This window comes from Mycobacterium sp. NPDC050551, assembly GCF_040674075.1.
In the GTDB taxonomy this organism is placed as follows: Bacteria; Actinomycetota; Actinomycetes; order Mycobacteriales; family Mycobacteriaceae; genus Mycobacterium.
The window spans coordinates 469,054-491,908 of sequence record NZ_JBFARC010000005.1; the positions used below are offsets into that span (position 1 = coordinate 469,054).

The window sequence follows — 22,855 nt, forward strand, 5'->3', positions numbered from 1 at the left end:
CCTACTGTTGCTGTTGCTGCTGCTGGTCGAGTGTCTGACTGTCGCCGCTGCGTTCGGTCTTCGGGCCCTTGGCCGCCGCGGGCAGCGAGCGCACCACTTCCGCCGCCGCGAGTTCGCGCTCGGCGGCCGACGTGCGCGACGCCAGCACCCAGGTGTCCTTCGAGCCGCCGCCCTGGCTGGAGTTCACCACCAGCGACCCCTCCGGCAGCGCCACCCGGGTCAGCCCGCCGGGCAGCACCCACACGTCGTCGCCGTCGTTGACCGCGAACGGCCGCAGGTCGACGTGCCGCGGCGCGAGCTTGCTGTCGATCTGCGTCGGCACCGTCGACAGCTGCATCACCGGCTGGGCGATCCACCCGCGCGGGTCGCTGCGGATCTTCTTGCAGATCGTGGCCCGTTCCTTCTCCGAGGCGTCGGGGCCGAAGACGATGCCGTAGCCGCCCGAACCCTCCACCGGCTTGATCACCAGTTCGTCGACCCGGTCGAGGACCTCCTCGCGCTCCTCCTCGAGCCAGCAGCGGAACGTGTCGACGTTGGCCAGCAGCGGCTTCTCCCCGAGGTAGTACTCGATGATCGTCGGCACATAGGTGTAGACCAGCTTGTCGTCGCCCACCCCGTTGCCGACGGCGCTGGAGATCACCACGTTGCCCGCCCGCGCGGCGTTGAGCACCCCCGCGACGCCGAGCACCGAATCGGGCCGGAACTGCATCGGATCCAGGTAGGCGTCGTCGATGCGCCGGTAGATCACGTCGACCTGCCGCTCCCCCTCGGTGGTGCGCATGTAGACGGTGTTGTCACGGCAGAACAGGTCGCGGCCCTCGACGAGTTCGACGCCCATCTGCCGTGCCAGCAGCGAGTGTTCGAAGTATGCGGAGTTGTAGACACCCGGGGTCAGCACCACGACCGTCGGATCGGCGACGTTGTTGGCCGCGGCGTTGCGCAGGGCCCGCAGCAGGTGCGCGGAATAGTCGCCCACGGCACGAACCCTGTTGGTGGCGAACAGGTTCGGGAACACCCGTGCCATCGTCCGGCGGTTCTCCATCACGTAGGACACCCCGGACGGGGAACGCAGGTTGTCCTCGAGCACGCGGAAATTGCCCTGGGCGTCGCGGATCAGGTCGATGCCTGCGACGTGGATGCGCACCCCGTTGGGCGGATGGATGCCGACGGCCTCGCGGTGGAAGTGCTCGCACGACGTCACGAGGCGCCGCGGGATGACGCCGTCGCGCAGGATCTCCTGCTCGCCGTAGATGTCGTCGAGGTACATCTCCAGCGCCCGCACCCGCTGGGTGATGCCGCGCTCGAGCCGCGTCCACTCGGCGGCGGAGATCACCCGGGGCACCGGGTCGAGCGGGAACGGCCGCTCCTGGCCCGAGAGGGAGAAGGTGACGCCCTGGTCGATGAACGCGCGCCCGAGGGCCTCGGCCCTGGCCTCGAGTTCCGAGGCGTCCGCCGGGGCCAACTCGGCGAAGATGCCCTTGTAGGGGCCGCGGACGTTGCCCTGGCTGTCGAACATCTCGTCGAAGGCGCGGTCGTAGCCGCCCAGCTTGTTGTAACCCTCGAAGACTCCTTCGTGCCGTCTGGCCGCCCGCGTGGTGCTGCGAGACGAACGGGCGGACTCGGTGGGCAGGGTGCGGAGGCTCACCCCCGCCATGTTGCATGATCCCGGCCGTATCGGCAGGCCAGTGCGGCTCACTTTGGTCGATCGACCCGCCCGCTGGTACCCTGAGCAGTCGCTGCCCGCCGACGCGGGCCGGCGCCGAGACTTCTGTCGAACTGTTCTGAATCACCCGAGACTTACGAAGGAATCACCGCGTGGCCAACATCAAGTCGCAGCAAAAGCGCATCCTCACCAACGAGCGCCGCCGTCTGCGCAACCAGTCGGTGAAGTCCTCGCTGCGCACGGCTGTCCGCGGCTTGCGCGAGGCCATCGACGCCGGCGAGAAGGACAAGGCCGCCGAGTTGCTGCAGACCACCAGCCGCAAGCTCGACCAGGCCGCCAGCAAGGGCGTCATCCACAAGAACCAGGCCGCCAACAAGAAGTCCGCGCTGGCCCTGGCGCTCAACAAGCTCTGAGCCCGACCGGCCTCCGGTCAGTCGGCCACCAGTTCGGCCACCCGGCGCACCGCCGATTCGAGCGCGTACTCGGGGTCCGCGGCTGCACCCTTCACATCCGCGTTGAGCGTCGCCACCAGGCGCATCGCCTCGGCCACTGACGCCCGCGACCATCGCCGGGCCTGTTTCTGCGCCTTCTGCACCCGCCACGGCGGCATACCGAGCTCGCCCGCCAGCCGGTACGGGTCCCCCGTCAGCGGGCCCACCCGGGCGATCGCATGCACCGCCTCGGCCAGCGCGTCGGCAAGCACCACCTGCGGCTCCCCGCGCAGCATCGCCCACCGCAGCGCTTCGGCCGCCCCGGCGACGTCCCCGGTGACCGCCTTGTCGGCGATGTCGAAGCCCTTCACCTCGGCCTTGCCCGAGTGGTAGCGGCGCACCGCGACGGCGTCCACCTCGCCGGCGGTGTCGGCCACCAGCTGCGAACACGCCGCCGCCAGCTCACGGATGTCGGAGCCGACCGCGTCGAGCATCGCCGTGACCGTGTCGTCGCCCACCTTGATCTTGAGCGTGCGGAACTCGTGGCGGACGAAGTCGGCGCGCTCGGCGGCCTTGGTGATGCGGGCGCACGGATACACCTCGGCGCCGAGCTTCTTGAGCTGATCGGCCAGCGCCTTGGCCCGTCCGCCACCTGAGTGCACCACCACCAGCACGGTGCCCGGCGGCAGGTCCTCGGCCACCGAGCCGATCAGCGCGACCGCCTCCTTGCCGGCCTCCGCGGCGGCCTCGAGCACCACCACCCGCGTGTCGGCGAACAGCGACGGGCTGAGCAGTTCGGCCAGTTCGCTGGTGCTGACCTCGCCCGCCCGCAGCCGGTCGACCGGGACGTCGTCGGTGCCCGCGTGCTTGCGGGCATCCCGCAGCACACCCGCGACCGCGCGTTCGACCAGCAGCTCCTCGTCACCGAGCACCAGGTGCAGTCCACCGACTTCTTGGCTCACCCCCCGATCGTTTCACGCCGTCCGGACATCGCCCGCGGCGTGGCTCGCCAGCGTCCACGCGAGCAGGCACACGGCTGCGCCGGCGCAGGCGACGCGCACCCACCGCAGGCGCCAGCACACCACCAGCGCCAGACCACTCAGGGCCACCGCGACCACACCGGGCAGCCCCGACGGCACGGTGACGGCGGCGCCAGGAACCCCCGCGGCGCAGCGCGCCACGTTCAGCAGCCACCACAGTTCCGGGCCGGTGAAGCGGATCAGCAGCTGCCCGCCCGCCGGCCACAGCGGACACAGTGCCGCCGCGGCGGTACCGAGCACTGTGATCGGCGGGATCACCGCGGCGACAGCGAGATTCGCAGCGATCGAGACCAGACTCAGCGTCCCCGAGATGCCCGCCACCAGGGGCGCGGTCACCAGCTGCGCGGCGACCGCGACACTGGTCGCGTCGGCCAGCGGTTTCGGCCAGCCGCGCGCGACCAGACGGCGTGACCACAGCGGCGCCAGCACGATGAGCGCGGCGGTCGCCGAGACCGACAGCGCGAAGCCGACGTCGACGGCCAGCTCGGGGGCGCCGATGAGGAGCGCGATGACGCTGCCCGCCAACGCGGGCACGGCATGCCGTCGCCGGTGCGACACCACGGCCAGCAGCGTGATCGCCCCCATCACCGCCGCACGCAGCACGCTGGCCGACGGCTGCACGACCACCACGAACGCCAGCAGCACCAGCGCCGCGAGCAGCACCGCCGTCCGCGGACCCAGGACCCCCGCGCTGAACAGCACCGCCCCGCAGACGATCGTCACGTTGGCGCCGGAGACAGCGGTCAGATGGGTCAGGCCGGCGGCCCGGAAGTCCGCCGTCGTCGACGCCGTCACCGCCGAGGTGTCGCCGAGCACCAGCGCGGGCAGCATCGCCGCCTCCTCCGGCGGCAGCACCGCCCGCGCCTGGTCGGCGAACCCGGTCCGGACACCGTGCGCGGCCCGCTGCACGGCCGAGGCCTCGCCGAGCGTCGGCTCCCCGGTCGCCGAGAGCACCGCCACCGTGAGGTCACGGCGGTCGGGTGCACCGACGCGCGCACGGAACGTCGCCGGCCGGCCCGCGGTCAGCTCGGCGAAACCGGACACCGAGGCGAACGCGACGACCCGGCCCGACGACGGCAGGCCGTCGACCGCCTGCAGCGTCCCGCGGAACATCAGCCGGCCGCCGCCCAGCGAGCGCGGGCTCTCTGACGGGGTGACCGTGACGGTGGCCGAGCGGCCGTGCAGCGCACCGACGGGGTGGTTGTCGACCTGGTGCGTGCGCACCGCCGCGGCGACGGTGAACGCGGCCCCGACCGCGGCCACCGCCGCCAGACCGGCGCCCGCCGCCCGCAGTGCGCTGCCGACGTCGCCGCGACCGCCTGCCCACCAGCCCGCGGCGGCGGTGACGGCGATCGCGATCAGCGTCACCAGCACCGCCGCCCCGGCGTGCCACAGCGTGGTGGCCGCGGTCACCGCCCAGCCGGTCGCCGCGGCGGGCACCAGCCGCAGGTCGAGGCGGCGGTCGCCGTCCACCCGCCGTCACACCCGGACCAGGTCGCGCAGCTTGTCCAGCCGTGCCGGACCGATGCCGTCGACGTCGCCGAGCTGGTCGACGCTGGTGAACTTCCCGTTGGCGTCGCGCCACGCGAGGATCGCCGCCGCCGTCACCGGTCCGACGCCGGGCAGCGCGTCGAGCTGTTCGGCCGTCGCGGTGTTCAGGTCCACCGCCTCCGTCGGGGCCGATCCCGGATCGCCGGGCGGCGCGGGCGGCGGCGCAGCACCGGTCTGCTCGCTCACCGAACTGCCCATCGTGGTCGGCCGGCCCGGCGGCGCGGCGATGCCGACGATGATCTGCTCGCCGTCGGTGACGCGGCGCGCGAGGTTCAGCCCGACGAGGTCCGCGCCGTCCATCGCGCCGCCCGCACCCTCGAGGGCGTCGGCGATGCGCGCGCCCGCCGCGAGCGTGACCAGGCCCGGCTTGTGCACGAGGCCGACGACGCTGACCACCACCGGCCCGTCGGCGACGGGTGGTGCCTGCGGTCTGGCGGAGGACAGCGGCTCGACCGGCGGCAGCTTCGCCGCGGCCACCGGCGGCGGCTCGTCGCGGATCACGGTGAACACGGTCACCAGCACCGCGATCACCCCAACCACAGCCAGTGCCGCCACGCCCGCCCGCCCGGGGTCGGCGCGCACCGTCGTCAGCCACCCCCGCGCAGATGCGCCACGGGAGTCGTTGTCCGACAGATCATCCGGTAGCCACCGCGACAGCGCGGTGTCGGACCGGTCGGCGGTTACCGGGTCGGCATCGCCGCCGGCCTCGACGGAGGCGGCGTCGTCCACCTCGGTGCCGAGACGGCGAGCCGACCTGTCGAACTGCGGTTCGGTGCGCATGCGCCGACCGTAGGTCCGCGAGCCGACCGCGACGGCCGCCACGACGACGTGCGGGCCGTGGCTGGGGATGAACGCACGACTGTGGACAACTCCCTGCCGACCGTGCACACCGGGCGAATAGTGTCTACCCACACATGACTCGACGAGGAGGCACCAGATGACCGCACCGGCGGCGAACCGGCCACTGCGCGTGATCCAGTGGACGACGGGCAACATCGGACGGCGCTCCCTGCACGCGATCATCGGACGCAGCGACATGGAGCTGGTCGGGGTGTACGCGCACGGCGCGGACAAGGTCGGTGTCGACGCGGCCGAGCTGTCCGGGTGGCCGGAGCCGACCGGCGTCACGGCGACCGACGACATCGACGCGCTGATCGCGCTGAAGCCCGACGCGTGTTGTTACAACCCGCTGTGGCCCAGCGTCGACGAACTGGTCCGGCTGCTCGAGTCCGGCGTGAACGTCTGCTCGACCGCGGCGTGGATCACCGGCGGCAAGCAGACACCCGAAGATCTGGACCGCATCCGGAAGGCCTGCGAGACAGGCGGATCGACCATCTTCGGCAGCGGCGCACACCCCGGCATGACCAACATGGTCGGCATGGTGCTGTCCGGGTCGTGCGAACGCGTCGACGAGATCCGCATCACCGAGTCCGTCGACTGCTCGACCTACGAGTCCGCGGGCACCCAGTCCGCGATGGGATTCGGCCAGGACCCCGGCACCCCCGGCCTCGCCGAGAGCGTGCGCCGCGAGAGCGAGGTGTTCGCCGAATCGGCGGCGATGATGGCCGACGCGATCGGCGCGACCGTGGACCGGATGACGTTCGACGTCGAGTTCACCGCCGCCACCGGCGACAGCGATCTGGGCTTCATGCAGATTCCGGCGGGCACCGTCGGCGGGGTGTACGGCTACCACCGCGGCTGGGTGGGCGACCGCAACGTGGTCAGCGTCGGCTTCAACTGGACCATGGGTTCCCATGTGACACCGCCGAAGCCGCTCGAGCACGGCCACGTCATCCAGGTGTTCGGGCTGCCCAACATGCGCACCGTGCTGCACTGCCTGCCGCCGAGGGACTGGACCGAGCCGGGTTTCATGGGGCTGGGGATGATCTACACGGCGATGCCGGTGACGAACGCGGTGCCCGCGGTGGTGGCTGCGCGCCCCGGCATCGTGACGCTCAAGGACCTACCACCGGTCACCGGTCGCGCGCAGCTCTGACTCCTCGGGGAGTCACTCGCTGATCTGGACGACCACGCCGACGGCGCCGCCGCCGAGGTGGATCGACAGCACCGCGCCCATGTCGGTCACCGTCAGGGACTCGACCTGGGGCAGCCGACTGGTGAGCGCCGCCCCGATCTGGTCCGCGGCGTCGTGGTTGTCGACGTGGTGCACGGTGACGGCCGCCCGCCGGTCACCGATCAGCTCGGCGATCTGGTCGACCATCGCCGCGTGCGCCTTGGACACCGTGCGGATCCGCTGGGACAGCACCAGGCGGCCGTCGACGTCCAGGCACAGCAGTGGTTTGAGCGCCAGCGCGGTGCCCAGCCACGATGCGGTGGTGCCGATCCGGCCGCTGCGCCGCAGGTTGTCCAGCCGGTGCACGACGATGAACGCGTGCCCCCGCGGCATCGCCGCCCTGGCCGCCGCCTCGACCGCGTCCAGGTCGGCACCGGTGGCCGCCGCCCGGGCCGCCGCGAGGGCGACGAACCCGACGCCCATGGCCGCCGACCGGGAGTTCACCACCCGGACGGCGGGACCGAATTCCCGCGCCGCCTGCACCGCGGAGCCGACCGTGCTCGACAGCGCCGCCGAGATGTGGACGGCCACAACGCCGTCGCCACCGCTGTCGTGCAGGGCCTGCCGGTAGGTGTCGACCAGCTCGGCAGGTGTCGCGCCGGCCGTCGTCACGTGGGCGTGGTCGTGGATGTCGTAGGGCACCGGGTCGATCCCGTCGCGCAGATCGGTGCCGTCCACGAGCACGTGCAGCGGCACCTGCCGGATGTCGTGCTGCTTGAGGTCGTCGGGCGCCAGCCGCGACGACGAGTCGGTGACCACGACGACCGGCATCGTCAGCCCGCCGGATCCGGTTCGCCGGCACCGGCTTCGGCCAGTGCCTTGAGCATCAGCTCGGCGACCGCCTGATGTGCCTCGAAGTTCCAGTGGATGCCGTCGGGGTTGCCGCGACCGCTCATCACCTCGTCGCCGACCGCCGCCTTCAGGTCGACCAGCGGGACATCGTGCTCGTCCGCCCACTCGGTGAGTGCCCGCACCGTGCCTGCCCGGCCGTGGTGCGCTCGGCCGTAGGAGTCGGCGATGTGCACCGACGGCAGCGATGCCACCACCGGGATGCCGGGACGGTTGAAGTCGATGGCGCCGCGGGTCATCTCGAGATACTCGACGCTCAGATGCGGGGGCAGCGCGGCGCGGGCCACCGGGGAGAACCGGGGCTGCACCCAGCCGTATCCGTCACGCACCCAGCGCCGCAGCCACGGCGGCCGGACGTAGCGGATCAGCTCGCGCAGTGCCGTGGGCAGCGGCGAGGGCAGCGAGTCCATGCCGCAGGTCGCGAAGATCACCGCCCCGGCTCGTGGCAGCGCCGCCCACGACCGCGGGTCCTGGGTGGCCGCCCACCAGACGTCGCGACACGTCCAGCCAATCCGGCCGATCAGCTCGAGCTCCCAACCCAGTTGCGACGCAACGAGATTGGGCCAGATCCTGGGGTCGTCGGCGGGCAACCCGCCGGTCGGACCGTAGTAGGCCAGGGAGTCGGCGAACACGAGCAGCGTCCGGTCCGGCGGACCGCTGCGCTCAGAGGACGTCATTGGCCACCTGCGCCGAGGCGTTCCACACGTCGAGCCGCCACCGCACGGCGTCCGCGTCGGGCCGGGAATGCCCCGACAGCTGGACCCAGCTGGCGTTGCCCATGCCGCCGAGCACCGGCCAGTTGTCGACGGGCAGCGCCAGCAGCGCCGCGGTGAGCGCGGCGATCAGACCGCCGTGCGCGACCAGCACCACCGGCCGGTCGGCGTCCGCGCCGTCGCGGTCGGAACCCCAGGCCGGTTGCGTGGCGATGATCTCGTCGACCAGCGGCATGCTGCGTGCGGCCACGTCGACGCGGCTCTCGCCGCCGTGCGGCGCCCACCGCGCGTCGTCGCGCCATGCCAGCCGGGCGCCCGGCGCCGCGGCGTCCACGTCGAGGTGTGTCAGGCCCTGCCAGTCCCCCAGATGGGTTTCGCGCAGCCGCGCATCGATGCCCACCGGCACCCCGGAACGCTCGCCGAGCACCGTCGCGGTGTCCAGGGCGCGGCGCAGATCCGAGGACAGGATCAGCAGCGGCTGCCGCTTGGCCAGCACCTCGGCCGCGGCCACGGCCTGATCGCGGCCGAGGTCGGTGAGGTCGGTGTCGAGCTGGCCCTGCATCCGGCTGCCCGCGTTGTACTCGGTCTGGCCGTGCCGCAGCATCACCAGCCGCCGGACGGTCACGGCGATCCGTCCAGATCGACCGGCACCGTCGGGCAGTCCCGCCACAGCCGGTCGAGCGCGTAGAAGTTGCGCTCGTCCTGGTGCTGGATGTGCACGACGATGTCGACGTAGTCCAGCAGCGTCCAGCGGCCCTCCCGGGTGCCTTCCCGCCGGGCCGGTTTGTGGCCGGCGAGCCGCATCTTCTCCTCGACTTCGTCGACGATCGCGTTGACCTGGCGTTCGTTGGACGCCGACGCGATGACGAAGCAGTCGGTGATGACGAGCTGGCCCGACACGTCGATGACCACCACGTCGTCGGCGAGTTTGTCGGCGGCCGCCCGCGCCGCGACGGTGGCCATCTCGATCGCCTCGTCGGTTGCGCTCATCGGTTGTCTCCCTCTGTGTCGGCCGGCGCGGTGTAGAGGCCGCGCTTGGCCACGTACTGCACCACACCGTCGGGTACCAGGTACCAGATCGGTCGTTCCTCCTGCGCCCGCAGCCGGCAGTCACTGGAAGAGATCGCCAGCGCGGGCACCTCGACCAGGGTCAGCGCGTCGGCGGGCAGCTCACGCATCGCCGCGGCGATGTGCTTGCCGTCGAGCTCGTACCCGGGCCTGCTGACGCCGACGAACCGGGCGATCGAGAACATCTCCTCCCAGTTCTGCCACGACAGGATGGAGGCCAGCGCGTCGGCGCCGGTGATGAAGTACAGGTCGGCGTCGGGGTTCTGCGCGCGCAGGTCGCGCAGGGTGTCCTTGGTGTAGGTGGCGCCGCCGCGGTCGATGTCGACGCGGCTCACCGAGAACCGTGGATTCGAGGCGGTGGCGATGACCGTCATCAGGTAGCGGTCCTCGGCGGCCGTCACCTGGCGGTCGTGCTTCTGCCAGGGCTGGCCGGTCGGCACGAACACCACCTCGTCGAGGTCGAACAGGTCGGCGACCTCGCTGCCGGCGATCAGGTGGCCGTTGTGGATGGGATCGAATGTCCCGCCCATCACGCCAAGCCTGCGCCGAGGTGCCACGAAGAGCGAGCTTACGGGAGCGTCACCGGCGGGCAGGAGCGAAGCGACCCGGGGAGCGTCACCGGCGGGCAGGAGCGAAGCGGATCAGATGGGCAGCAGGGCGTCGATCACGCCGGCGAGCTGTTTGGCCGACCGGCACTCGTGCATGGTGATGACCTCTTCGTAGCGCGGGACCGCCGAGTCGCCGCTGCCCCACAGGTGGCGCGGTTCGGGGTTGAGCCAGTGCGCGTGCCTGCTCGCGGTCACCATCTGGGTGAGCAGGTCGATCTCGGGGTTGCGGTAGTTGTTGCGGGCGTCGCCGAGCACGAGCAGCGAACTGCGCGGGCTCAGCACGTTCGGGAAGCCGTGCAGGAACGACGCGAACGCGTTGCCGTAGTCGGAGTGGCCGTCACGGGTGTAGACGCCGGCCTCGCGGGTGATGCGCTGCACCGCGACCGCCAGGTCGGCGTCCGGCCCGAACAGCGTGGTGACCTCGTCGGTGGTGTCGATGAAGGCGAACACCCGCACCCGGGAGAACTGCTGGCGCAGCGCGTGCACCAGCATCAGGGTGAAGTGGCTGAACCCGGCCACCGAGCCCGACACGTCGCACAGCACCACGAGTTCGGGTCGGGCCGGGTGCGGCTTCTTGAGCACCACGTCGATCGGCACCCCGCCGGTCGACATCGACTTGCGCAGCGTCTTGCGCATGTCGATCTCACCCGCGCGTGACCGTCGCCGCCGCGCGGCGAGCCGCGTCGCGAGGGTGCGGGCCAGCGGGGCCACCACCCGGCGCATCTGGCGCAGCTGTTCGCCGGAGGCGCGCAGGAATTCGACGTTCTCCGCGAGCTGCGGCACGCCGTACATCTGCACGTGCTCACGCCCGAGCTGTTCGGCGGTGCGGCGTTTGGTCTCCGACTCCACCATCTTGCGTAGCTGCGAGATTCGCTGCGCGGCAAGCGCCTTGGCGATCTGCTCCTGGGTGGGTGACGGCTCGTCGCCGTACGGGGCGAGCAGTCCGGCGAGCAGCCGGCCCTCCAGGTCGTCCAGACTCATCGCCTTGAGCGCCTGGTAGGACGAGTAGGACGGTCCGCGGCTGGAGTTGTAGCGGCCGTAGGCCTCGACGATCTGCGCGATCATCGCGATCAGTCGCTCGTCGAGGTTGGCCAGGTCGGGGTTGTCGGCCAGCATCTTCACCAACGCGTCGCGCATCGCCTCGATGTCCTCGGGCGGCAGTCCCTGCTCGTCGTCGCTCTCGCCGTCCTCGTCCTCCAGCACGGTCTTCGCGCCGAGCGCGGCGGGGAAGAACAGGTCGAACATCGCGTCGTAGGTGTCGCGGTGATCGGGCCTGCGCAGCACGGCGCACGCGATGCCTTCACGCAGCACCTCCCGGTCACCGAGCCCGAGCACCGTCATCACCCGGCCGGCGTCCACGGTCTCCGACGGGCCCACGGAGATGCCTTGGCCGCGAAGCGCTTCGACGAACTCGACCAGGTGACCCGGCAGGCCGTGCGGGGCCAGCGGCTGCGGAGGCCGGACGCGGCGTGGCGGCATCAGTTGAGCCTCAGCTCTCCTGCGGCGCGCTGCTGGTCGGACTGGTGTTTGAGGATCACACCGAGGGTGGCGGCGATCATCGCGTCGTCGATGGTGTCCATGCCCAGCGCCAGCACCGTGCGGCCCCAGTCGATGGTCTCGGCCACCGACGGCACCTTCTTGAGCTGCATGCCGCGCAGCACCCCGATGATGCGCACCAGTTCCGACGCGATGTGCTCGGGCAGGTCGGGCACCCGTGAGAGCAGGATGCGCCGCTCGAGGTCCGGGTCGGGGAAGTCGATGTGCAGGAACAGGCAGCGCCGCTTGAGCGCTTCGGACAGTTCGCGGGTGGCGTTGGAGGTGAGCACCACGAAGGGTGCGCGTTCTGCCTTGATCGTCCCGAGTTCGGGCACTGTGACGGCGAAGTCGCTGAGCACCTCGAGCAGCAGACCCTCGATCTCGATGTCGGCCTTGTCGGTCTCGTCGATGAGCAGCACCGTCGGGTCGGTGCGCCGGATCGCCGTCAGCAGCGGCCGGGACAGCAGGAACTCCTCAGAGAAGACGTCCATCTTGGTCTGGTCCCAGTCGCCGGCATCGGCCGCGTTGCCCGCCTGGATGCGCAGGATCTGCTTGGCGTGGTTCCACTCGTACAGCGCCCTGGCCTCGTCGACGCCCTCGTAGCACTGCAGCCGGACCAGTTCCGAGCCGGTGCACTGGGCCACCGCGCGGGCCAGTTCGGTCTTGCCGACGCCTGCGGGCCCTTCCACCAGGAGCGGCTTGCCCAGCCGGTCGGCGAGGAAAACCGCCGTGGCCGTTGCGGTGTCGGGCAGGTAGCCGGTCTCGGCGAGCTTGGCGGCGACATCGTCGATGTCGGCGAACAGCGGCGCGGGGCGTGCGGGAACGCTCACGGGTGAGTCTCCTAGGAACGGTGAAGTCAGGCGGGGCGGGTCTGACCGTCTCCCCAGACGATCCATTTGGTCGAGGTCAGTTCGGGCAGTCCCATCGGCCCGCGGGCGTGCAGCTTCTGGGTCGAGATGCCGATCTCGGCGCCGAACCCGAACTGCTCACCGTCGGTGAACGAGGTGGATGCGTTGACCATCACGGCCGCCGCGTCGACCTGTTCGGTGAAGCGCTGCGCGGCAGCCAGATTCGTGGTGACGATCGCCTCGGTGTGGCCGGTGCCGTATTCGTTGACGTGTGCGATGGCGGCGTCGAGCCCGTCGACCACCGACAGGGCGATGTCCAGCGAGAGGAATTCGGCCCGCAGTTCGTCCTCGGTGGGGTCGGCGTGCACGGTCACCCCGGCGGCCTGCAGCGCGCCGGCGAGGCGGGGCACCGCCCGATCGGCGATCGACGCGTCGACCAGCAGGGACTCGGCGGCGTTGCACACGCTGGGCCGACGGGTCTTGGCGTTGAGCACGATCCGTTCGGCGACGTCGAGATCCGCTGCTTCGTGGACGTACACGTGGCAGTTGCCGACACCGGTCTCGATGGTGGGCACCTGGGCGTCGCGCACCACCGCGTCGATCAGGCCGGCTCCCCCGCGCGGGATCACCACGTCCACCAGGCCGCGGGCCTGGATGAGGTGGGTGACGCTGGCCCGGTCGTGACTCGGCAGCAGCTGTACGGCGTCGACGGGCAACCCCTCGGCGGCCAGGGCGGCGCGCAGCGCGACCACCAGTGCCTCGTTCGAGTGCACCGCCGACGAACTGCCGCGCAGCAGTACGGCGTTGCCGGATTTCAGTGTGAGCCCGAAAGCGTCCACCGTGACGTTCGGCCTGCCCTCGTAGACCATGCCGACGACACCGAGCGGCACCCGCTGCTGACGCAGCTGCAGGCCGTTGGGCAGCGTGCTGCCGCGCAGCACCTCGCCCACCGGATCGGGCAGACCGGCCACCTGACGCAGTCCGGCGGCGATGCCGTCCACCCGCTGAGGGTTGAGGGCGAGCCGGTCCAGCATCGCGGCCGGGGTGCCTGCGGCGCGTGCGGTGTCGAGGTCGACGGTGTTGGCCGCCAGGATGTCGTGCACGCGGGCCAGCACGGCGTCGGCCGCGGCGTGCAGTGCCCGGTCCTTGGTCGCGGTGGGCAGCGTGGCCAGGACGCGGGCCGCGACCCTGGCGCGTCGGGCGGCATCGTGGACCTGCTGGCGCAAGTCGGCAACCGGCGGTGCTTGCAGACTCATCAGCCCAGCGTATCGGACCTGCGCCCGGCGCTCGACGCGTGTCAGGGACCGCGGTCGGTGACGCTGGTCTAGCGTGGGAAGACTATGGCGACGCGGGTCTGCGTGGTCGGCAGTGTGAATGCCGACGTGACGTACCGGGTCTCCGCGTTGCCGCGGCCCGGACAGACGGTGCTGGCGACCTCGACGTCGAGCGCGCCGGGCGGCAAGGGCGCCAACCAGGCGGTGGCCGCCGCGCGGGCCGGCGCGGAGGTGGCGCTGGTCGCCGCACTCGGTGACGACGCGGCCGCACAGTCGCTGCGGGGCCATCTGCGCGGCAACGGAGTCGGCCTCGACGGGGTGATCACCGTGCCGGGGCCCAGCGGCTCCGCGGTGATCATGGTCGACGCGGCCGCGGAGAACAGCATCGTGGTGGCGCCGGGCGCGAATGCCCGGCTCGACGTGGGTTCCGCGGCGGTGCGCGACGTGATCGCCGCCTGTGAGGTGCTGTTGCTGCAGTTGGAGATCCCCGTCCCGACGGCCGTCCACGCTGCGCGGCTGGGCCGCGACGCCGGCGCGGTCGTCGTCGTCAACGCCTCGCCCGCCGGCGCCAGGGCCCACGAGCTGCTCGCCCTGTCCGAACTGGCGGACGTGGTGGTGGTCAACGAGGCGGAAGCGGCCGACTGGCACTGGCCGGTGCCGCATCTGGTGATCACCCGGGGCGCGCGCGGCGCGAGCTACCTGGGCGACGGGGAGCGTTTCGACGTCGCCGCGCCGGCCGTCCGGGCGGTCGACACCACCGGGGCGGGCGACGTCTTCGCCGGTGTGCTGGCGGCGGACTGGCTCGGCGGTCACGAGGCGGCGCTGCGCCGCGCGTGTGTGGCAGGTGCGCTGGCCACCCTGGTACCCGGTGCGGGTGACTGCGCGCCGTGCTCAGATGCCATCGACGACGAACAGCAAGGGAGACAGCGTGACCGACGCTCCGCGACCACCCGACGGTGACTGGCTGGGAACGAAGTTCCTGCGCTTCGACAGGGAGGGCCCGTTCGGCGTGTGCACGCTGGACCGACCCGAGGCGCGCAACGCGATGACCCCGGCGATGTACTTCGGCATCAAGTACGCCGTCAAGCACGTCGACGCCGACCCGGACCTGGCCGGTCTGCTGATCACCGGCGCCGGTGACGTGTTCGCCCCCGGCGGTGACATGGGCGGCGGCGGCGAGGACAACTGGCTGACCTTCGGATCCGCGCTCGGCATGGACGCGCTGCCGTTCGACACGCTGCGGCAGTCGGTGAAGCCGGTGGTGGCCGCGGTCAACGGGTTGTGTCAGGGCGGCGGGCTGCAGATCGCGCTGTGCGCGGACATCGCCGTGGTGAGCGAGCGGGCGACGTTCCGGGTGCCCGAACTCTACCGCGGCATCGCCGACACCTACTACAGCCACATGCTGGCCCGCCTGATCGGACCCGTCCGCACCCGCGATCTGATGTTCACCGGCCGCACGCTGTCCGCCGCCGAGGCGCTGGACTGGGGCATGGTGGCCCGGGTGGTCGCCCACGACGACCTGCACGACGCCGCTCGTGAGGTGCTCGCCCAGTGCTGCCGGACCGCGCCCGGCGCCCGCTCGGCGATCAAGTCGAGCATCGACGCCTATGTCGGCCTCTACGACCGCATCGGGATGCAGGCCAGCCTCGGTGCGCCCGAGTCGATCGAGGGCTTCATGGCGTTCAAGCAGCGGCGCTCCCCCGAGTGGGTGCACCCGGACCTGCGCATCGACGGGCGCCTCTGACGCCGGTCAGCTCTCCGGGATCTCCCGTTCGATCTCGTCGAGCCAGATGCGCGCCGACATGTCCGACGGAGCTCGCCAGTCGCCGCGCGGCGACAACGATCCGCCCGCCGACACCTTCGGCCCGTTCGGCAGGGCCGACCGCTTGAACTGGCTGAACGAGTAGAACCGCTGGGCGAACACCTGCAGCCAGTGCCGGATGTCCTTCAGCGAGTACTCCGGCCGCTTGTCGTCCGGATAGCCCGAGGGCCAGTCGCCGGACTCGGCGTCGTGCCACGCGTGCCAGGCCAGGAAACCGACCTTCGACGGACGGAACCCGTAGCGCAATACATGGAAGAGCGAGAAATCCTGCAGGACATAGGGTCCCACCTTGCCCTCGCTGCTCTGGATCTCCTCGTCCTCGCCGGCCGGTACCAGCTCCGGGCTGATCTCGGTGTCCAGCACGTCGAGGAGCACCTCGTTGACCGCCTCGTCGAACTGCTTCGATGAGGCGACCCACCGGATCAGGTGCTGGATGAGCGTCTTCGGGACGCCGCCGTTGACGTTGTAGTGCGACATCTGGTCGCCGACGCCGTAGGTCGACCAGCCCAGTGCGAGTTCCGAGAGGTCACCGGTGCCGAGCACGATTCCTTGGCGCTGGTTCGCCAACCGGAAGAGGTAGTCGGTGCGCAGGCCGGCCTGCACGTTCTCGAACGTGACGTCGTAGACCTTCTCCCCCCGCGAGAAGGGGTGGTCCATGTTCTTCAGCATCAGCTCTGCGGTCGAGGTGATGTCGATGGTCTCGAACGTCACGCCCAGCGCCTCGGCCAACCGGGTGGCGTTGCTCTTGGTGCGCTCGCCCGTCGCGAAGCCGGGCAGGGTGAACGCCAGGATGTCGCTGCGCGGACGGTTCTCCCGGTCCATCGCCTTCGCCGCCACGATGAGCGCGTGGGTGGAGTCCAGGCCACCGGACACCCCGAGGACGATCTTCGGGAAGTCCAGCGCCCGCAGTCGCTGCTCGAGCCCGGCCACCTGGATGTTGTAGGCCTCGTAGCAGTCCTGCTCCAACCGGGCCGGGTCTACCGGCACGAACGGGAACCGCTCGAGCTCGCGGCGCAGACCGATGTCGCCGGCCGGCGGCTCCAGGGTGAACTCGACGCGCCGGAACACGTCCTCGTCGATGCCGTGGTGGCGGCGGTTGTCGTCGAACGTGCCCATCCGCACGCGCTCGTTGCGGAGCAGTTCGACGTCGACGTCGGCCACCGAACGGCGCTCCCCCTTGGGGAACCGTTCGGACTGCGCGAGACAGACGCCGTTCTCCCAGATCATCGTCTGGCCGTCCCAGGACAGATCGGTCGTCGACTCGCCCTCGCCGGCCGCCGCGTAGACGTAGGCCGCCAGGCACCGGGACGACGCCGAGCGTGCCATCAGGTTGCGGTCCTCTGCGCGGCCGATCGTGATGGGACTGCCCGACAGATTCGCCAGCACCGTCGCCCCGGCCAGCGCCGCCTCGGCACTCGGCGGCACCGGAACCCACATGTCCTCGCAGATCTCGACGTGTAAGACGAACGCGGGCACGTCGGCCGCCGCGAAGAGCAGGTCCGGGCCGAACGGCACCTCCTCGCCGCCCACGCGGATCTCCCCCCGCTCGTCGTCGCCGGGAGCGAGCTGACGCTTCTCGTAGAACTCGCGGTAGTTGGGGATGTAGGACTTCGGGACGACGCCGAGGATTCGTCCGCGGTGGATGACGGCCGCGGTGTTGTACACCCGATTGCGGTGACGCAGCGGCGCCCCGACGACCAGCACCGGCAGCAGATCCGCCGACCTGGCCACGATGTCGAGCAGTGCGGCCTCGACCGCCTCGAGCAGCGCGTCCTGCAGGACGACGTCCTCGATGGAGTAACCCGTCAGCGTGAGCTCGGGGAACACCGCCAGTCCGACACCCTCGTCGTGACACTCGCGCGCCAACCCGATCACCGAGTCGGCGTTGGCCGCAGGGTCGGCGAGGGCGGTGGTGTGGGTGCACGCGGCGACGCGCACGAAGCCGTGCCGGTAGGCCGAGAAGAAATCCATGCCCTCATGTTGCCCGCTGAGACGGCGGGGTATGCAGGCAACCATGAGCAAGACCGCCGTGCTGATCATCGACATGATGAACACCTACGACCATCCCGACGCCGACAAGCTCGCGCCCAACGTCGAAGAGATCATCGAACCGCTGGCCGCACTCGTCGCCGAGGCCCGCCGACGCGACGACGTCGACCTCATCTACGTCAACGACAACTACGGCGACTTCAGCGCGGAGTTCAGCGACATCGTGCAGTCCGCACTCGACGGCGAGCGCCCGGACCTCGTCAAGCCGATAGTGCCGCAGCAGGGCTGCCGGGTGATGACGAAGGTGCGCCACAGCGCCTTCTACGCCACCTCGCTGGCATACCTGCTGAACCAGCTGGAACCCGAGCGGCTGATCCTCACCGGGCAGGTCACCGAGCAGTGCATCCTCTACACCGCACTCGACGCCTACGTCCGGCACTTCCCCGTCGTCGTCCCGCCCGACGCGGTGGCCCACATCGACGCCGAACTCAGCGACGCGGCGCTGACGATGATGAAGGACAACATGAGCGCCGAGATCATCCCGGCCGCCGAGTGCCTGGGGTGACCGGCCGAAACAGCCCCTGAGCTGCGGTCGCGGGGCCGTTGTCCGGCCTCCGCCTATTCTGGTGGACGTGGAATCACCCGAACTCGTCGCCCTGCTGCGGGGCAGGCGAGTCGCGGTGCTAACCGGCGCGGGGATGTCGACCGACTCCGGCATTCCGGACTACCGCGGCCCGGACTCGCCACCGAGCAATCCCATGACGATTCGCCAGTTCACCGGCGACCCGGTGTTCCGGCAGCGCTACTGGGCGCGCAATCACGTGGGCTGGCGGCACATGGCCGCGACCCTGCCCAACGCCGGCCACCGCGCGCTCGCCGCGCTGGAGCGCGCCGGCGTGGTCAGCGGACTGATCACGCAGAACGTCGACCTGCTGCACACCAAGGCCGGCAGCAGGCACGTCATCGATCTGCACGGCACGTACGCGCAGGTGGTCTGCCTGGACTGCGGGCACACCATGTCCCGTGCGGCACTGGGCGAACTGCTGGAGGCGGCCAATCCGGGCTTCCTGGAGCGGGCGGAGGCGGTCGGCGGAATCGCCGTCGCCCCGGATGCGGATGCCGTCGTCGGTGAGACGTCGTCGTTCCGCATCGTCGACTGCCTGCGCTGCGGCGGCATGCTCAAGCCCGACATCGTGTACTTCGGCGAGAGCGTGCCGAAGGAGCGGGTGGACCGGGCGTACGCCATGGTCGACGCGGCCGACGTGCTGCTGGTGGCCGGATCGTCGCTGACCGTGTTCTCCGGGTACCGGTTCGTCCGGCACGCCTCAGCGCGCGGCATGCCGGTCGCGATCCTCAACCGCGGACCCACCCGCGGCGACGGCCTGGCGACGGTGAAGCTCGACAACGGCTGCTCACCGATGCTGGCACTGCTGGCCGACGAGTTGCCTGCGCTGTCTGCCTCCGCTTGACTGCCCGGGTGACTTCCGTGCTGGACCGCTGGCGTCCCGATCCCGGCCCCGTCCACGGCAGATGGGCCGCCGGCGTCGGCGACACCCTGACCGCCGTGCTGCGACCCCCCGATGTGCTCGCCGCGCCGCTGCGCCTGCTCAACCACTTCGGTGGGGTGGCCATCAGTGCCGAGTCCGTCGAATTCGACGGGGACGACGTCGAGTGGTCCGACGTCGCCGACATCGAGACGGTCAGCCTGTTCGGCTACCTGTTCTCCGGCGCCCTCGACAAGCAGCTGAACAAGCTGCCGCTGCCGCGCTTCCCCGGGCGCAGCCTGGTGGTGGGCGTCGCCTCGGACGCCGCGCTGACGGCGATCGTCGCCGCGACCGGTGACACGCTGCGCTCGGTGGACGTGAAGATCCCCGCCGAGATCAACTATCGCGGGCTGGTGCGGCGTCGCACCCTGTCGCCGGGCATCCTGGCGACGCTGCTGCTCGCCGACGGCGCCGTGCGGTCGTCGCTCACCGCGACCGCCGAGGCGAAGGGGATCCGGGTCCGGCCGTCCGACGACGACCCCCTCGAGGAAGCCGCCCTGCGCGCGACCCGGATCAAACGGTTCGTGGGACGGCTGGCGAACCGCTAGACGGCGACCAGGTCGTCGGCGTGCACGGCGGGCCTGCGCATCTCGGCTGGCAGGTCGGAGGTGGAGCGGCCGAGCATCGTGGCGAGTTCGGAGTGGTCGTAGGCCACCACCCCGCGGGCCACCATGGTGGCGTCCTGTGCCCGCAATTCGACGACGTCGCCGCCGTAGAACCGGCCGGCCACCGCGGTGATGCCCGCGGACAGCAGCGAACGTCGTTGTCCGACAACGGCACGCACCGCACCGTCGTCCAGCGTCAGCGCTCCCGCGGCCTCCGCGGCGTACCGGACCCAGAACCGCCGTGCCGACATGCGTTCGGCGCGTGGCGCGAAGACGGTGCCCACCGACGCGTCGGCCAGCGCGGCGGTCGCGTCGGCGGCGGCGGCGAGCAGGACCGGTACTCCTGCGTCGGCGGCGAGCAACGCCGACGACAGCTTCGACGCCATGCCGCCGGTGCCCAGATGACTGCCACGGCCGGCGACCACGCCGTCCAGATCGTCGGGACGCGCCACCTCGGAGATGAACTGGGCGTTGCCTTTTCGCGGATCAGAATCGTAGAGGCCGTCGACGTCCGACAGCAGCACCAGCGCGTCGGCGCCGGTCAGGTGCGCCACCAGCGCGGAGAGCCGGTCGTTGTCGCCGAACCGGATCTCGTTGGTGGCCACGGTGTCGTTCTCGTTCACGATCGCCACCGCGTGCAGCGCCCGCAACCGGTCGAGGGTGCGCTGGGCGTTGGTGTGCTGCACCCGCATCGAGATGTCGTGCGCGGTCAGCAGGACCTGCCCGACGGTGCGCTGGTAGCGGGCGAACGCCGTGCTCCAGGCGTTGATCAGGGCGACCTGTCCGACGCTGGCTGCGGCCTGTTTGGTCGCCAGATCGGCCGGCCGCCGGGACAACCGCAGCGGTTCGATGCCGGCGGCGATCGCGCCGGAGGAGACGATCACCACGTCCGAGCCCGCCTTCATCCGGGCCTCGATCGCCTCGACCAGCGTGGCCAGCCTGCCTGCGTCGAACACCCCGGCCGGAGTGGTCAGCGCAGTGGTGCCGATCTTGACGACGATGCTGCGGGCGGTGCGGACGGCCTCCCGGTGTGCGGAGCCCGTGTGTCCGGCCCCGTCGGAGGTCACTCGTCACCGCCGGAGCGGCGGCGCTCCCGCCTGGCGACCTTGCGCTCGGCGGCCCGGACGCGGTCGGTCTGCTCGAGGCGGATGTCGGTGCCGCGGCCCGACAGGGGCATGTCGATACCGGCCGGGGTCTGCGGCTCCCAGTCGAAGGTCACGTCGCCGATCGTGACGGCGCAACCCGGCTTCGCGCCGAGCTTGATCAGTTCGTCCTCGACCCCGAGCCGGTTGAGCCGGTCGCCGAGATAGCCGACGGCCTCGGCGTTCTCGAAGTCGGTCTGGCCGATCCAGCGTTCGGGCCGCGCGCCGCGCACCACGAATCCCCCACGGCCGTCGGACTCCACGGTGAAGCCGCTGTCGTTGACCGGGACGGGACGGATGACGGGGCGCCTCGGCACCACGGGAGGCTGTGCCTGCCGGTAGGCGCTGACCAGTTCCCACAGCGCGAACGTCAGCGGGCGCAGGCCGTCCCGGCTCACGGTGGAGATCTCGAATACCGGCCAGCCGAAGCGGCGGACGACCTCGTCGCGAACGAAGTCGGCGAGCTCGCGCGCGTCCGGCACGTCGATCTTGTTGAGCACCACCGCGCGTGGCCGTTCGGCGAGGTCGCCCAGCGCGGTGTCACCCTGCAGCGTCGGGGTGTAGGCGGCCAGTTCGGCCTCCAGCGCCTCGATGTCGGACACCGGGTCGCGGCCCGGTTCCAGCGTCGCGCAGTCGACGACGTGGACGAGCACGGCACACCGCTCGATGTGGCGCAGGAACTCCAGGCCGAGGCCACGGCCCTCGGACGCGCCGGGGATCAGTCCGGGCACGTCGGCCACCGTGAACGTGTGGTCCCCCGCCGACACCACGCCCAGGTTGGGCACCAGCGTGGTGAACGGGTAGTCGGCGATCTTGGGCTTGGCCGCCGAGATCACCGACACCAGAGACGATTTGCCGGCAGAGGGGAAGCCCACCAGCCCGACGTCGGCGACGGACTTGAGTTCGAGGGTGAGGTCGCGGACCTGCCCCTTCTCGCCGAGCAGCGCGAAACCGGGCGCCTTGCGGGCCCGTGATGCGAGCGCCGCGTTGCCCAGCCCGCCGCGTCCACCGGCGGCCGCCTCGAATCGTGAACCGGCACCGACCAAATCGGCGAGCACCCGGCCCTGCTCGTCCAGCACGACGGTGCCGTCGGGCACCCGCACCTCGAGGTCTGCGCCCGCGGCGCCGTCACGGTTGCTGCCCGCGCCCTGCTTACCGGAGGGCGCGACGACGTGCGGATGGAAGTGGAAGTCCAGCAGCGTGTGCACCTGCGGATCGACGACCAGCACGATGCTGCCACCGCGGCCACCGTTGCCGCCGTCGGGACCGCCGAGGGGTTTGAACTTCTCGCGGTGCACCGAGGCGCAGCCGTGACCGCCGTTGCCCGCGGTCGCGTGGATCACGACGCGGTCGACGAAGCGGGGCATTGCAGTACTCCTCCGAAAGTAACGCTGGGGCGGAAAAGCGCTCGCGAGTCCACCGCAGCGTCACCGTCGCGAAGCTTAAGCCTCCGGGCGGACGACCGGGACGATGTTGACGAGCTTGCGGCCGCGCCGGGTGCCGAACTCGACGGCGCCGGGAGCGGTGGCGAACAGCGTGTCGTCACCACCACGGCCGACGTTGACGCCGGGATGGAAGTGGGTGCCGCGCTGACGCACGATGATCTCGCCGGCCTTGACGACCTGGCCGCCGAACCGCTTCACGCCCAGTCGCTGGGCGTTGGAGTCGCGACCGTTGCGAGAGCTGGAAGCGCCCTTCTTGTGTGCCATGTCCGTTCGCTCCCCTACTACTTGATTCCGGTGACCTTGAGCACGGTCAGCTGCTGACGGTGCCCCTGGCGCTTGTGGTAGCCGGTCTTGTTCTTGAACTTGTGGATACGGATCTTGGGACCCTTGGTGTGCTCGAGCACCTCGCCGGTGACGGCGACCTTCTCCAGCTCCTTGGCAGCGCTGGTGACGTTCGCACCGTCCACGAACAGCGCGACGGGCAGCGAGACCGAAGCACCCGCGTCGGCGTCGAGCTTCTCGACCTTCACGATGTCACCGACCGCGACCTTGTACTGCTTGCCGCCGGTCTTGACGATTGCGTAGCTCGCCATCGATGGTCTACCTCTTCGTATCGCGGGCGCGCGCTACCCGTGGGCGCGAGCGCGGGTCTT

General features: G+C 71.0%; 24 protein-coding genes. 7 read left to right on the forward strand and 17 right to left on the reverse strand.

Going from position 1 to position 22,855, the window contains the following annotated elements; genetic code table 11:
* Nucleotide 1 precedes the first annotated feature (1 nt).
* Complete coding sequence (locus AB0K11_RS21950) at nucleotides 2–1,516, reverse strand: circularly permuted type 2 ATP-grasp protein (RefSeq protein ID WP_364981903.1); 1,515 nt, start codon at nucleotides 1,514–1,516, stop codon at nucleotides 2–4.
* Between the two features lie 299 nt (nucleotides 1,517–1,815).
* Here AB0K11_RS21950 and rpsT point away from each other — a divergent pair, with 299 nt between their 5' ends.
* Nucleotides 1,816–2,076 carry a 30S ribosomal protein S20 gene (gene rpsT, locus AB0K11_RS21955; protein ID WP_364981679.1) on the forward strand — a complete coding sequence of 87 codons (261 nt, stop codon included), beginning with the start codon at nucleotides 1,816–1,818 and terminating at the stop codon, nucleotides 2,074–2,076.
* Between the two features lie 17 nt (nucleotides 2,077–2,093).
* Here rpsT and holA read toward each other — a convergent pair whose 3' ends face one another.
* From holA to AB0K11_RS21970, 3 genes are read right to left on the reverse strand one after another with little or no spacing between them, the layout of a single operon-like run.
* Nucleotides 2,094–3,056: a DNA polymerase III subunit delta gene (holA, locus tag AB0K11_RS21960; protein ID WP_364981682.1), complete on the reverse strand. Its 963-nt coding sequence runs from the start codon at nucleotides 3,054–3,056 to the stop codon at nucleotides 2,094–2,096.
* Between the two features lie 12 nt (nucleotides 3,057–3,068).
* Nucleotides 3,069–4,607, reverse strand: a complete 1,539-nt coding sequence (locus AB0K11_RS21965; protein ID WP_364981685.1) for a ComEC/Rec2 family competence protein — start codon at nucleotides 4,605–4,607, stop codon at nucleotides 3,069–3,071.
* A gap of 6 nt (nucleotides 4,608–4,613) precedes the next feature.
* Entirely contained in the window at nucleotides 4,614–5,465 is an 852-nt protein-coding gene (locus tag AB0K11_RS21970) for a ComEA family DNA-binding protein (protein ID WP_364981688.1), read from the reverse strand.
* 157 nt (nucleotides 5,466–5,622) lie between these two features.
* On the opposite strand from AB0K11_RS21970, the gene AB0K11_RS21975 reads away from it, so the two are divergent.
* Nucleotides 5,623–6,681, forward strand: a complete 1,059-nt coding sequence (locus tag AB0K11_RS21975) for a dihydrodipicolinate reductase (protein ID WP_364981691.1) — start codon at nucleotides 5,623–5,625, stop codon at nucleotides 6,679–6,681.
* A 12-nt stretch (nucleotides 6,682–6,693) separates the two neighbouring features.
* Here the strand turns inward: AB0K11_RS21975 and AB0K11_RS21980 are convergent, their stop codons facing one another.
* The 8 genes from AB0K11_RS21980 to AB0K11_RS22015 form a co-directional block, all read right to left on the reverse strand.
* Complete coding sequence (locus AB0K11_RS21980) at nucleotides 6,694–7,530, reverse strand: DegV family protein (RefSeq protein ID WP_364981694.1); 837 nt, start codon at nucleotides 7,528–7,530, stop codon at nucleotides 6,694–6,696.
* Between the two features lie 2 nt (nucleotides 7,531–7,532).
* Entirely contained in the window at nucleotides 7,533–8,285 is a 753-nt protein-coding gene (octT, locus tag AB0K11_RS21985) for a diglucosylglycerate octanoyltransferase (RefSeq protein WP_364981697.1), read from the reverse strand.
* On the reverse strand, nucleotides 8,272–8,946 hold the full coding sequence (gene gpgP / locus AB0K11_RS21990) for a glucosyl-3-phosphoglycerate phosphatase (RefSeq protein WP_364981700.1): 675 nt from the start codon (nucleotides 8,944–8,946) through the stop codon (nucleotides 8,272–8,274). The genes octT and gpgP overlap by 14 nt, the downstream gene beginning before the upstream one ends.
* Nucleotides 8,943–9,311 (reverse strand): ribosome silencing factor, encoded by a 369-nt coding sequence (gene rsfS / locus AB0K11_RS21995; RefSeq protein WP_264015379.1) that lies wholly within the window; start codon nucleotides 9,309–9,311, stop codon nucleotides 8,943–8,945. The genes gpgP and rsfS overlap by 4 nt, the downstream gene beginning before the upstream one ends.
* Nucleotides 9,308–9,946 carry a nicotinate-nucleotide adenylyltransferase gene (gene nadD / locus AB0K11_RS22000; RefSeq protein ID WP_364981704.1) on the reverse strand — a complete coding sequence of 213 codons (639 nt, stop codon included), beginning with the start codon at nucleotides 9,944–9,946 and terminating at the stop codon, nucleotides 9,308–9,310. Before nadD ends, rsfS begins: the two co-directional genes overlap by 4 nt.
* An 84-nt stretch (nucleotides 9,947–10,030) precedes the next feature.
* On the reverse strand, nucleotides 10,031–11,476 hold the full coding sequence (locus AB0K11_RS22005) for a VWA domain-containing protein (protein ID WP_364981707.1): 1,446 nt from the start codon (nucleotides 11,474–11,476) through the stop codon (nucleotides 10,031–10,033).
* Nucleotides 11,476–12,363: a MoxR family ATPase gene (locus AB0K11_RS22010; RefSeq protein ID WP_264015382.1), complete on the reverse strand. Its 888-nt coding sequence runs from the start codon at nucleotides 12,361–12,363 to the stop codon at nucleotides 11,476–11,478. The genes AB0K11_RS22005 and AB0K11_RS22010 overlap by 1 nt, the downstream gene beginning before the upstream one ends.
* Nucleotides 12,364–12,389: 26 nt before the next feature.
* Nucleotides 12,390–13,637 (reverse strand): glutamate-5-semialdehyde dehydrogenase, encoded by a 1,248-nt coding sequence (locus AB0K11_RS22015; protein ID WP_364981711.1) that lies wholly within the window; start codon nucleotides 13,635–13,637, stop codon nucleotides 12,390–12,392.
* A gap of 84 nt (nucleotides 13,638–13,721) precedes the next feature.
* Between AB0K11_RS22015 and AB0K11_RS22020 the strand changes: the two genes are divergently transcribed.
* Nucleotides 13,722–14,615: a ribokinase gene (locus AB0K11_RS22020; protein ID WP_364981714.1), complete on the forward strand. Its 894-nt coding sequence runs from the start codon at nucleotides 13,722–13,724 to the stop codon at nucleotides 14,613–14,615.
* Complete coding sequence (locus AB0K11_RS22025; RefSeq protein ID WP_364981718.1) at nucleotides 14,551–15,399, forward strand: enoyl-CoA hydratase/isomerase family protein; 849 nt, start codon at nucleotides 14,551–14,553, stop codon at nucleotides 15,397–15,399. The genes AB0K11_RS22020 and AB0K11_RS22025 overlap by 65 nt, the downstream gene beginning before the upstream one ends.
* A gap of 6 nt (nucleotides 15,400–15,405) precedes the next feature.
* On the opposite strand, the gene AB0K11_RS22030 is transcribed toward AB0K11_RS22025, so the two are convergent.
* Entirely contained in the window at nucleotides 15,406–17,448 is a 2,043-nt protein-coding gene (locus AB0K11_RS22030) for an NAD(+) synthase (protein WP_364981721.1), read from the reverse strand.
* 43 nt (nucleotides 17,449–17,491) lie between these two features.
* Between AB0K11_RS22030 and AB0K11_RS22035 the strand changes: the two genes are divergently transcribed.
* The 3 genes from AB0K11_RS22035 (at nucleotide 17,492) to AB0K11_RS22045 (ending at nucleotide 19,558) form a co-directional block, all read left to right on the forward strand.
* On the forward strand, nucleotides 17,492–18,031 hold the full coding sequence (locus AB0K11_RS22035) for an isochorismatase family cysteine hydrolase (RefSeq protein WP_364981724.1): 540 nt from the start codon (nucleotides 17,492–17,494) through the stop codon (nucleotides 18,029–18,031).
* Nucleotides 18,032–18,098: 67 nt separating this feature from the next.
* Complete coding sequence (locus AB0K11_RS22040; RefSeq protein WP_364981727.1) at nucleotides 18,099–18,935, forward strand: NAD-dependent protein deacetylase; 837 nt, start codon at nucleotides 18,099–18,101, stop codon at nucleotides 18,933–18,935.
* Between the two features lie 8 nt (nucleotides 18,936–18,943).
* Entirely contained in the window at nucleotides 18,944–19,558 is a 615-nt protein-coding gene (locus tag AB0K11_RS22045) for a hypothetical protein (protein WP_364981730.1), read from the forward strand.
* On the opposite strand, the gene proB is transcribed toward AB0K11_RS22045, so the two are convergent.
* From proB to rplU, 4 genes are all read right to left on the reverse strand, one after another.
* Complete coding sequence (proB, locus tag AB0K11_RS22050) at nucleotides 19,555–20,682, reverse strand: glutamate 5-kinase (protein ID WP_364981733.1); 1,128 nt, start codon at nucleotides 20,680–20,682, stop codon at nucleotides 19,555–19,557. The two genes, AB0K11_RS22045 and proB, sit on opposite strands and share 4 nt — an antisense overlap.
* Entirely contained in the window at nucleotides 20,679–22,124 is a 1,446-nt protein-coding gene (gene obgE / locus AB0K11_RS22055; RefSeq protein WP_364981736.1) for a GTPase ObgE, read from the reverse strand. Before obgE ends, proB begins: the two co-directional genes overlap by 4 nt.
* A 75-nt stretch (nucleotides 22,125–22,199) precedes the next feature.
* Nucleotides 22,200–22,466, reverse strand: coding sequence for a 50S ribosomal protein L27 (rpmA, locus tag AB0K11_RS22060; protein WP_364981739.1), 267 nt, complete (start codon nucleotides 22,464–22,466; stop codon nucleotides 22,200–22,202).
* Between the two features lie 17 nt (nucleotides 22,467–22,483).
* Nucleotides 22,484–22,795, reverse strand: coding sequence for a 50S ribosomal protein L21 (gene rplU / locus AB0K11_RS22065; RefSeq protein ID WP_364981741.1), 312 nt, complete (start codon nucleotides 22,793–22,795; stop codon nucleotides 22,484–22,486).
* Between the last annotated feature and the right edge of the window lie 60 nt (nucleotides 22,796–22,855).

What these genes read in the sequence shown, in the direction of transcription:
- rsfS (WP_264015379.1), bottom strand. Translation starts at nt 9,311, where the DNA reads ATGAGCGCAACCGACGAGGCGATCGAGATGGCCACCGTCGCGGCGCGG.
- AB0K11_RS22020 (WP_364981714.1), top strand. Translation starts at nt 13,722, where the DNA reads ATGGCGACGCGGGTCTGCGTGGTCGGCAGTGTGAATGCCGACGTGACG.
- octT (WP_364981697.1), bottom strand. Translation starts at nt 8,285, where the DNA reads ATGACGTCCTCTGAGCGCAGCGGTCCGCCGGACCGGACGCTGCTCGTG.
- obgE (WP_364981736.1), bottom strand. Translation starts at nt 22,124, where the DNA reads ATGCCCCGCTTCGTCGACCGCGTCGTGATCCACGCGACCGCGGGCAAC.
- AB0K11_RS21970 (WP_364981688.1), bottom strand. Translation starts at nt 5,465, where the DNA reads ATGCGCACCGAACCGCAGTTCGACAGGTCGGCTCGCCGTCTCGGCACC.
- AB0K11_RS22025 (WP_364981718.1), top strand. Translation starts at nt 14,551, where the DNA reads ATGCCATCGACGACGAACAGCAAGGGAGACAGCGTGACCGACGCTCCG.
- AB0K11_RS22005 (WP_364981707.1), bottom strand. Translation starts at nt 11,476, where the DNA reads ATGCCGCCACGCCGCGTCCGGCCTCCGCAGCCGCTGGCCCCGCACGGC.
- AB0K11_RS21975 (WP_364981691.1), top strand. Translation starts at nt 5,623, where the DNA reads ATGACCGCACCGGCGGCGAACCGGCCACTGCGCGTGATCCAGTGGACG.
- AB0K11_RS21980 (WP_364981694.1), bottom strand. Translation starts at nt 7,530, where the DNA reads ATGCCGGTCGTCGTGGTCACCGACTCGTCGTCGCGGCTGGCGCCCGAC.
- AB0K11_RS21950 (WP_364981903.1), bottom strand. Translation starts at nt 1,516, where the DNA reads ATGTTCGACAGCCAGGGCAACGTCCGCGGCCCCTACAAGGGCATCTTC.
- AB0K11_RS22030 (WP_364981721.1), bottom strand. Translation starts at nt 17,448, where the DNA reads ATGGATTTCTTCTCGGCCTACCGGCACGGCTTCGTGCGCGTCGCCGCG.
- AB0K11_RS22015 (WP_364981711.1), bottom strand. Translation starts at nt 13,637, where the DNA reads ATGAGTCTGCAAGCACCGCCGGTTGCCGACTTGCGCCAGCAGGTCCAC.
- rpmA (WP_364981739.1), bottom strand. Translation starts at nt 22,466, where the DNA reads ATGGCACACAAGAAGGGCGCTTCCAGCTCTCGCAACGGTCGCGACTCC.
- AB0K11_RS22035 (WP_364981724.1), top strand. Translation starts at nt 17,492, where the DNA reads ATGAGCAAGACCGCCGTGCTGATCATCGACATGATGAACACCTACGAC.
- rplU (WP_364981741.1), bottom strand. Translation starts at nt 22,795, where the DNA reads ATGGCGAGCTACGCAATCGTCAAGACCGGCGGCAAGCAGTACAAGGTC.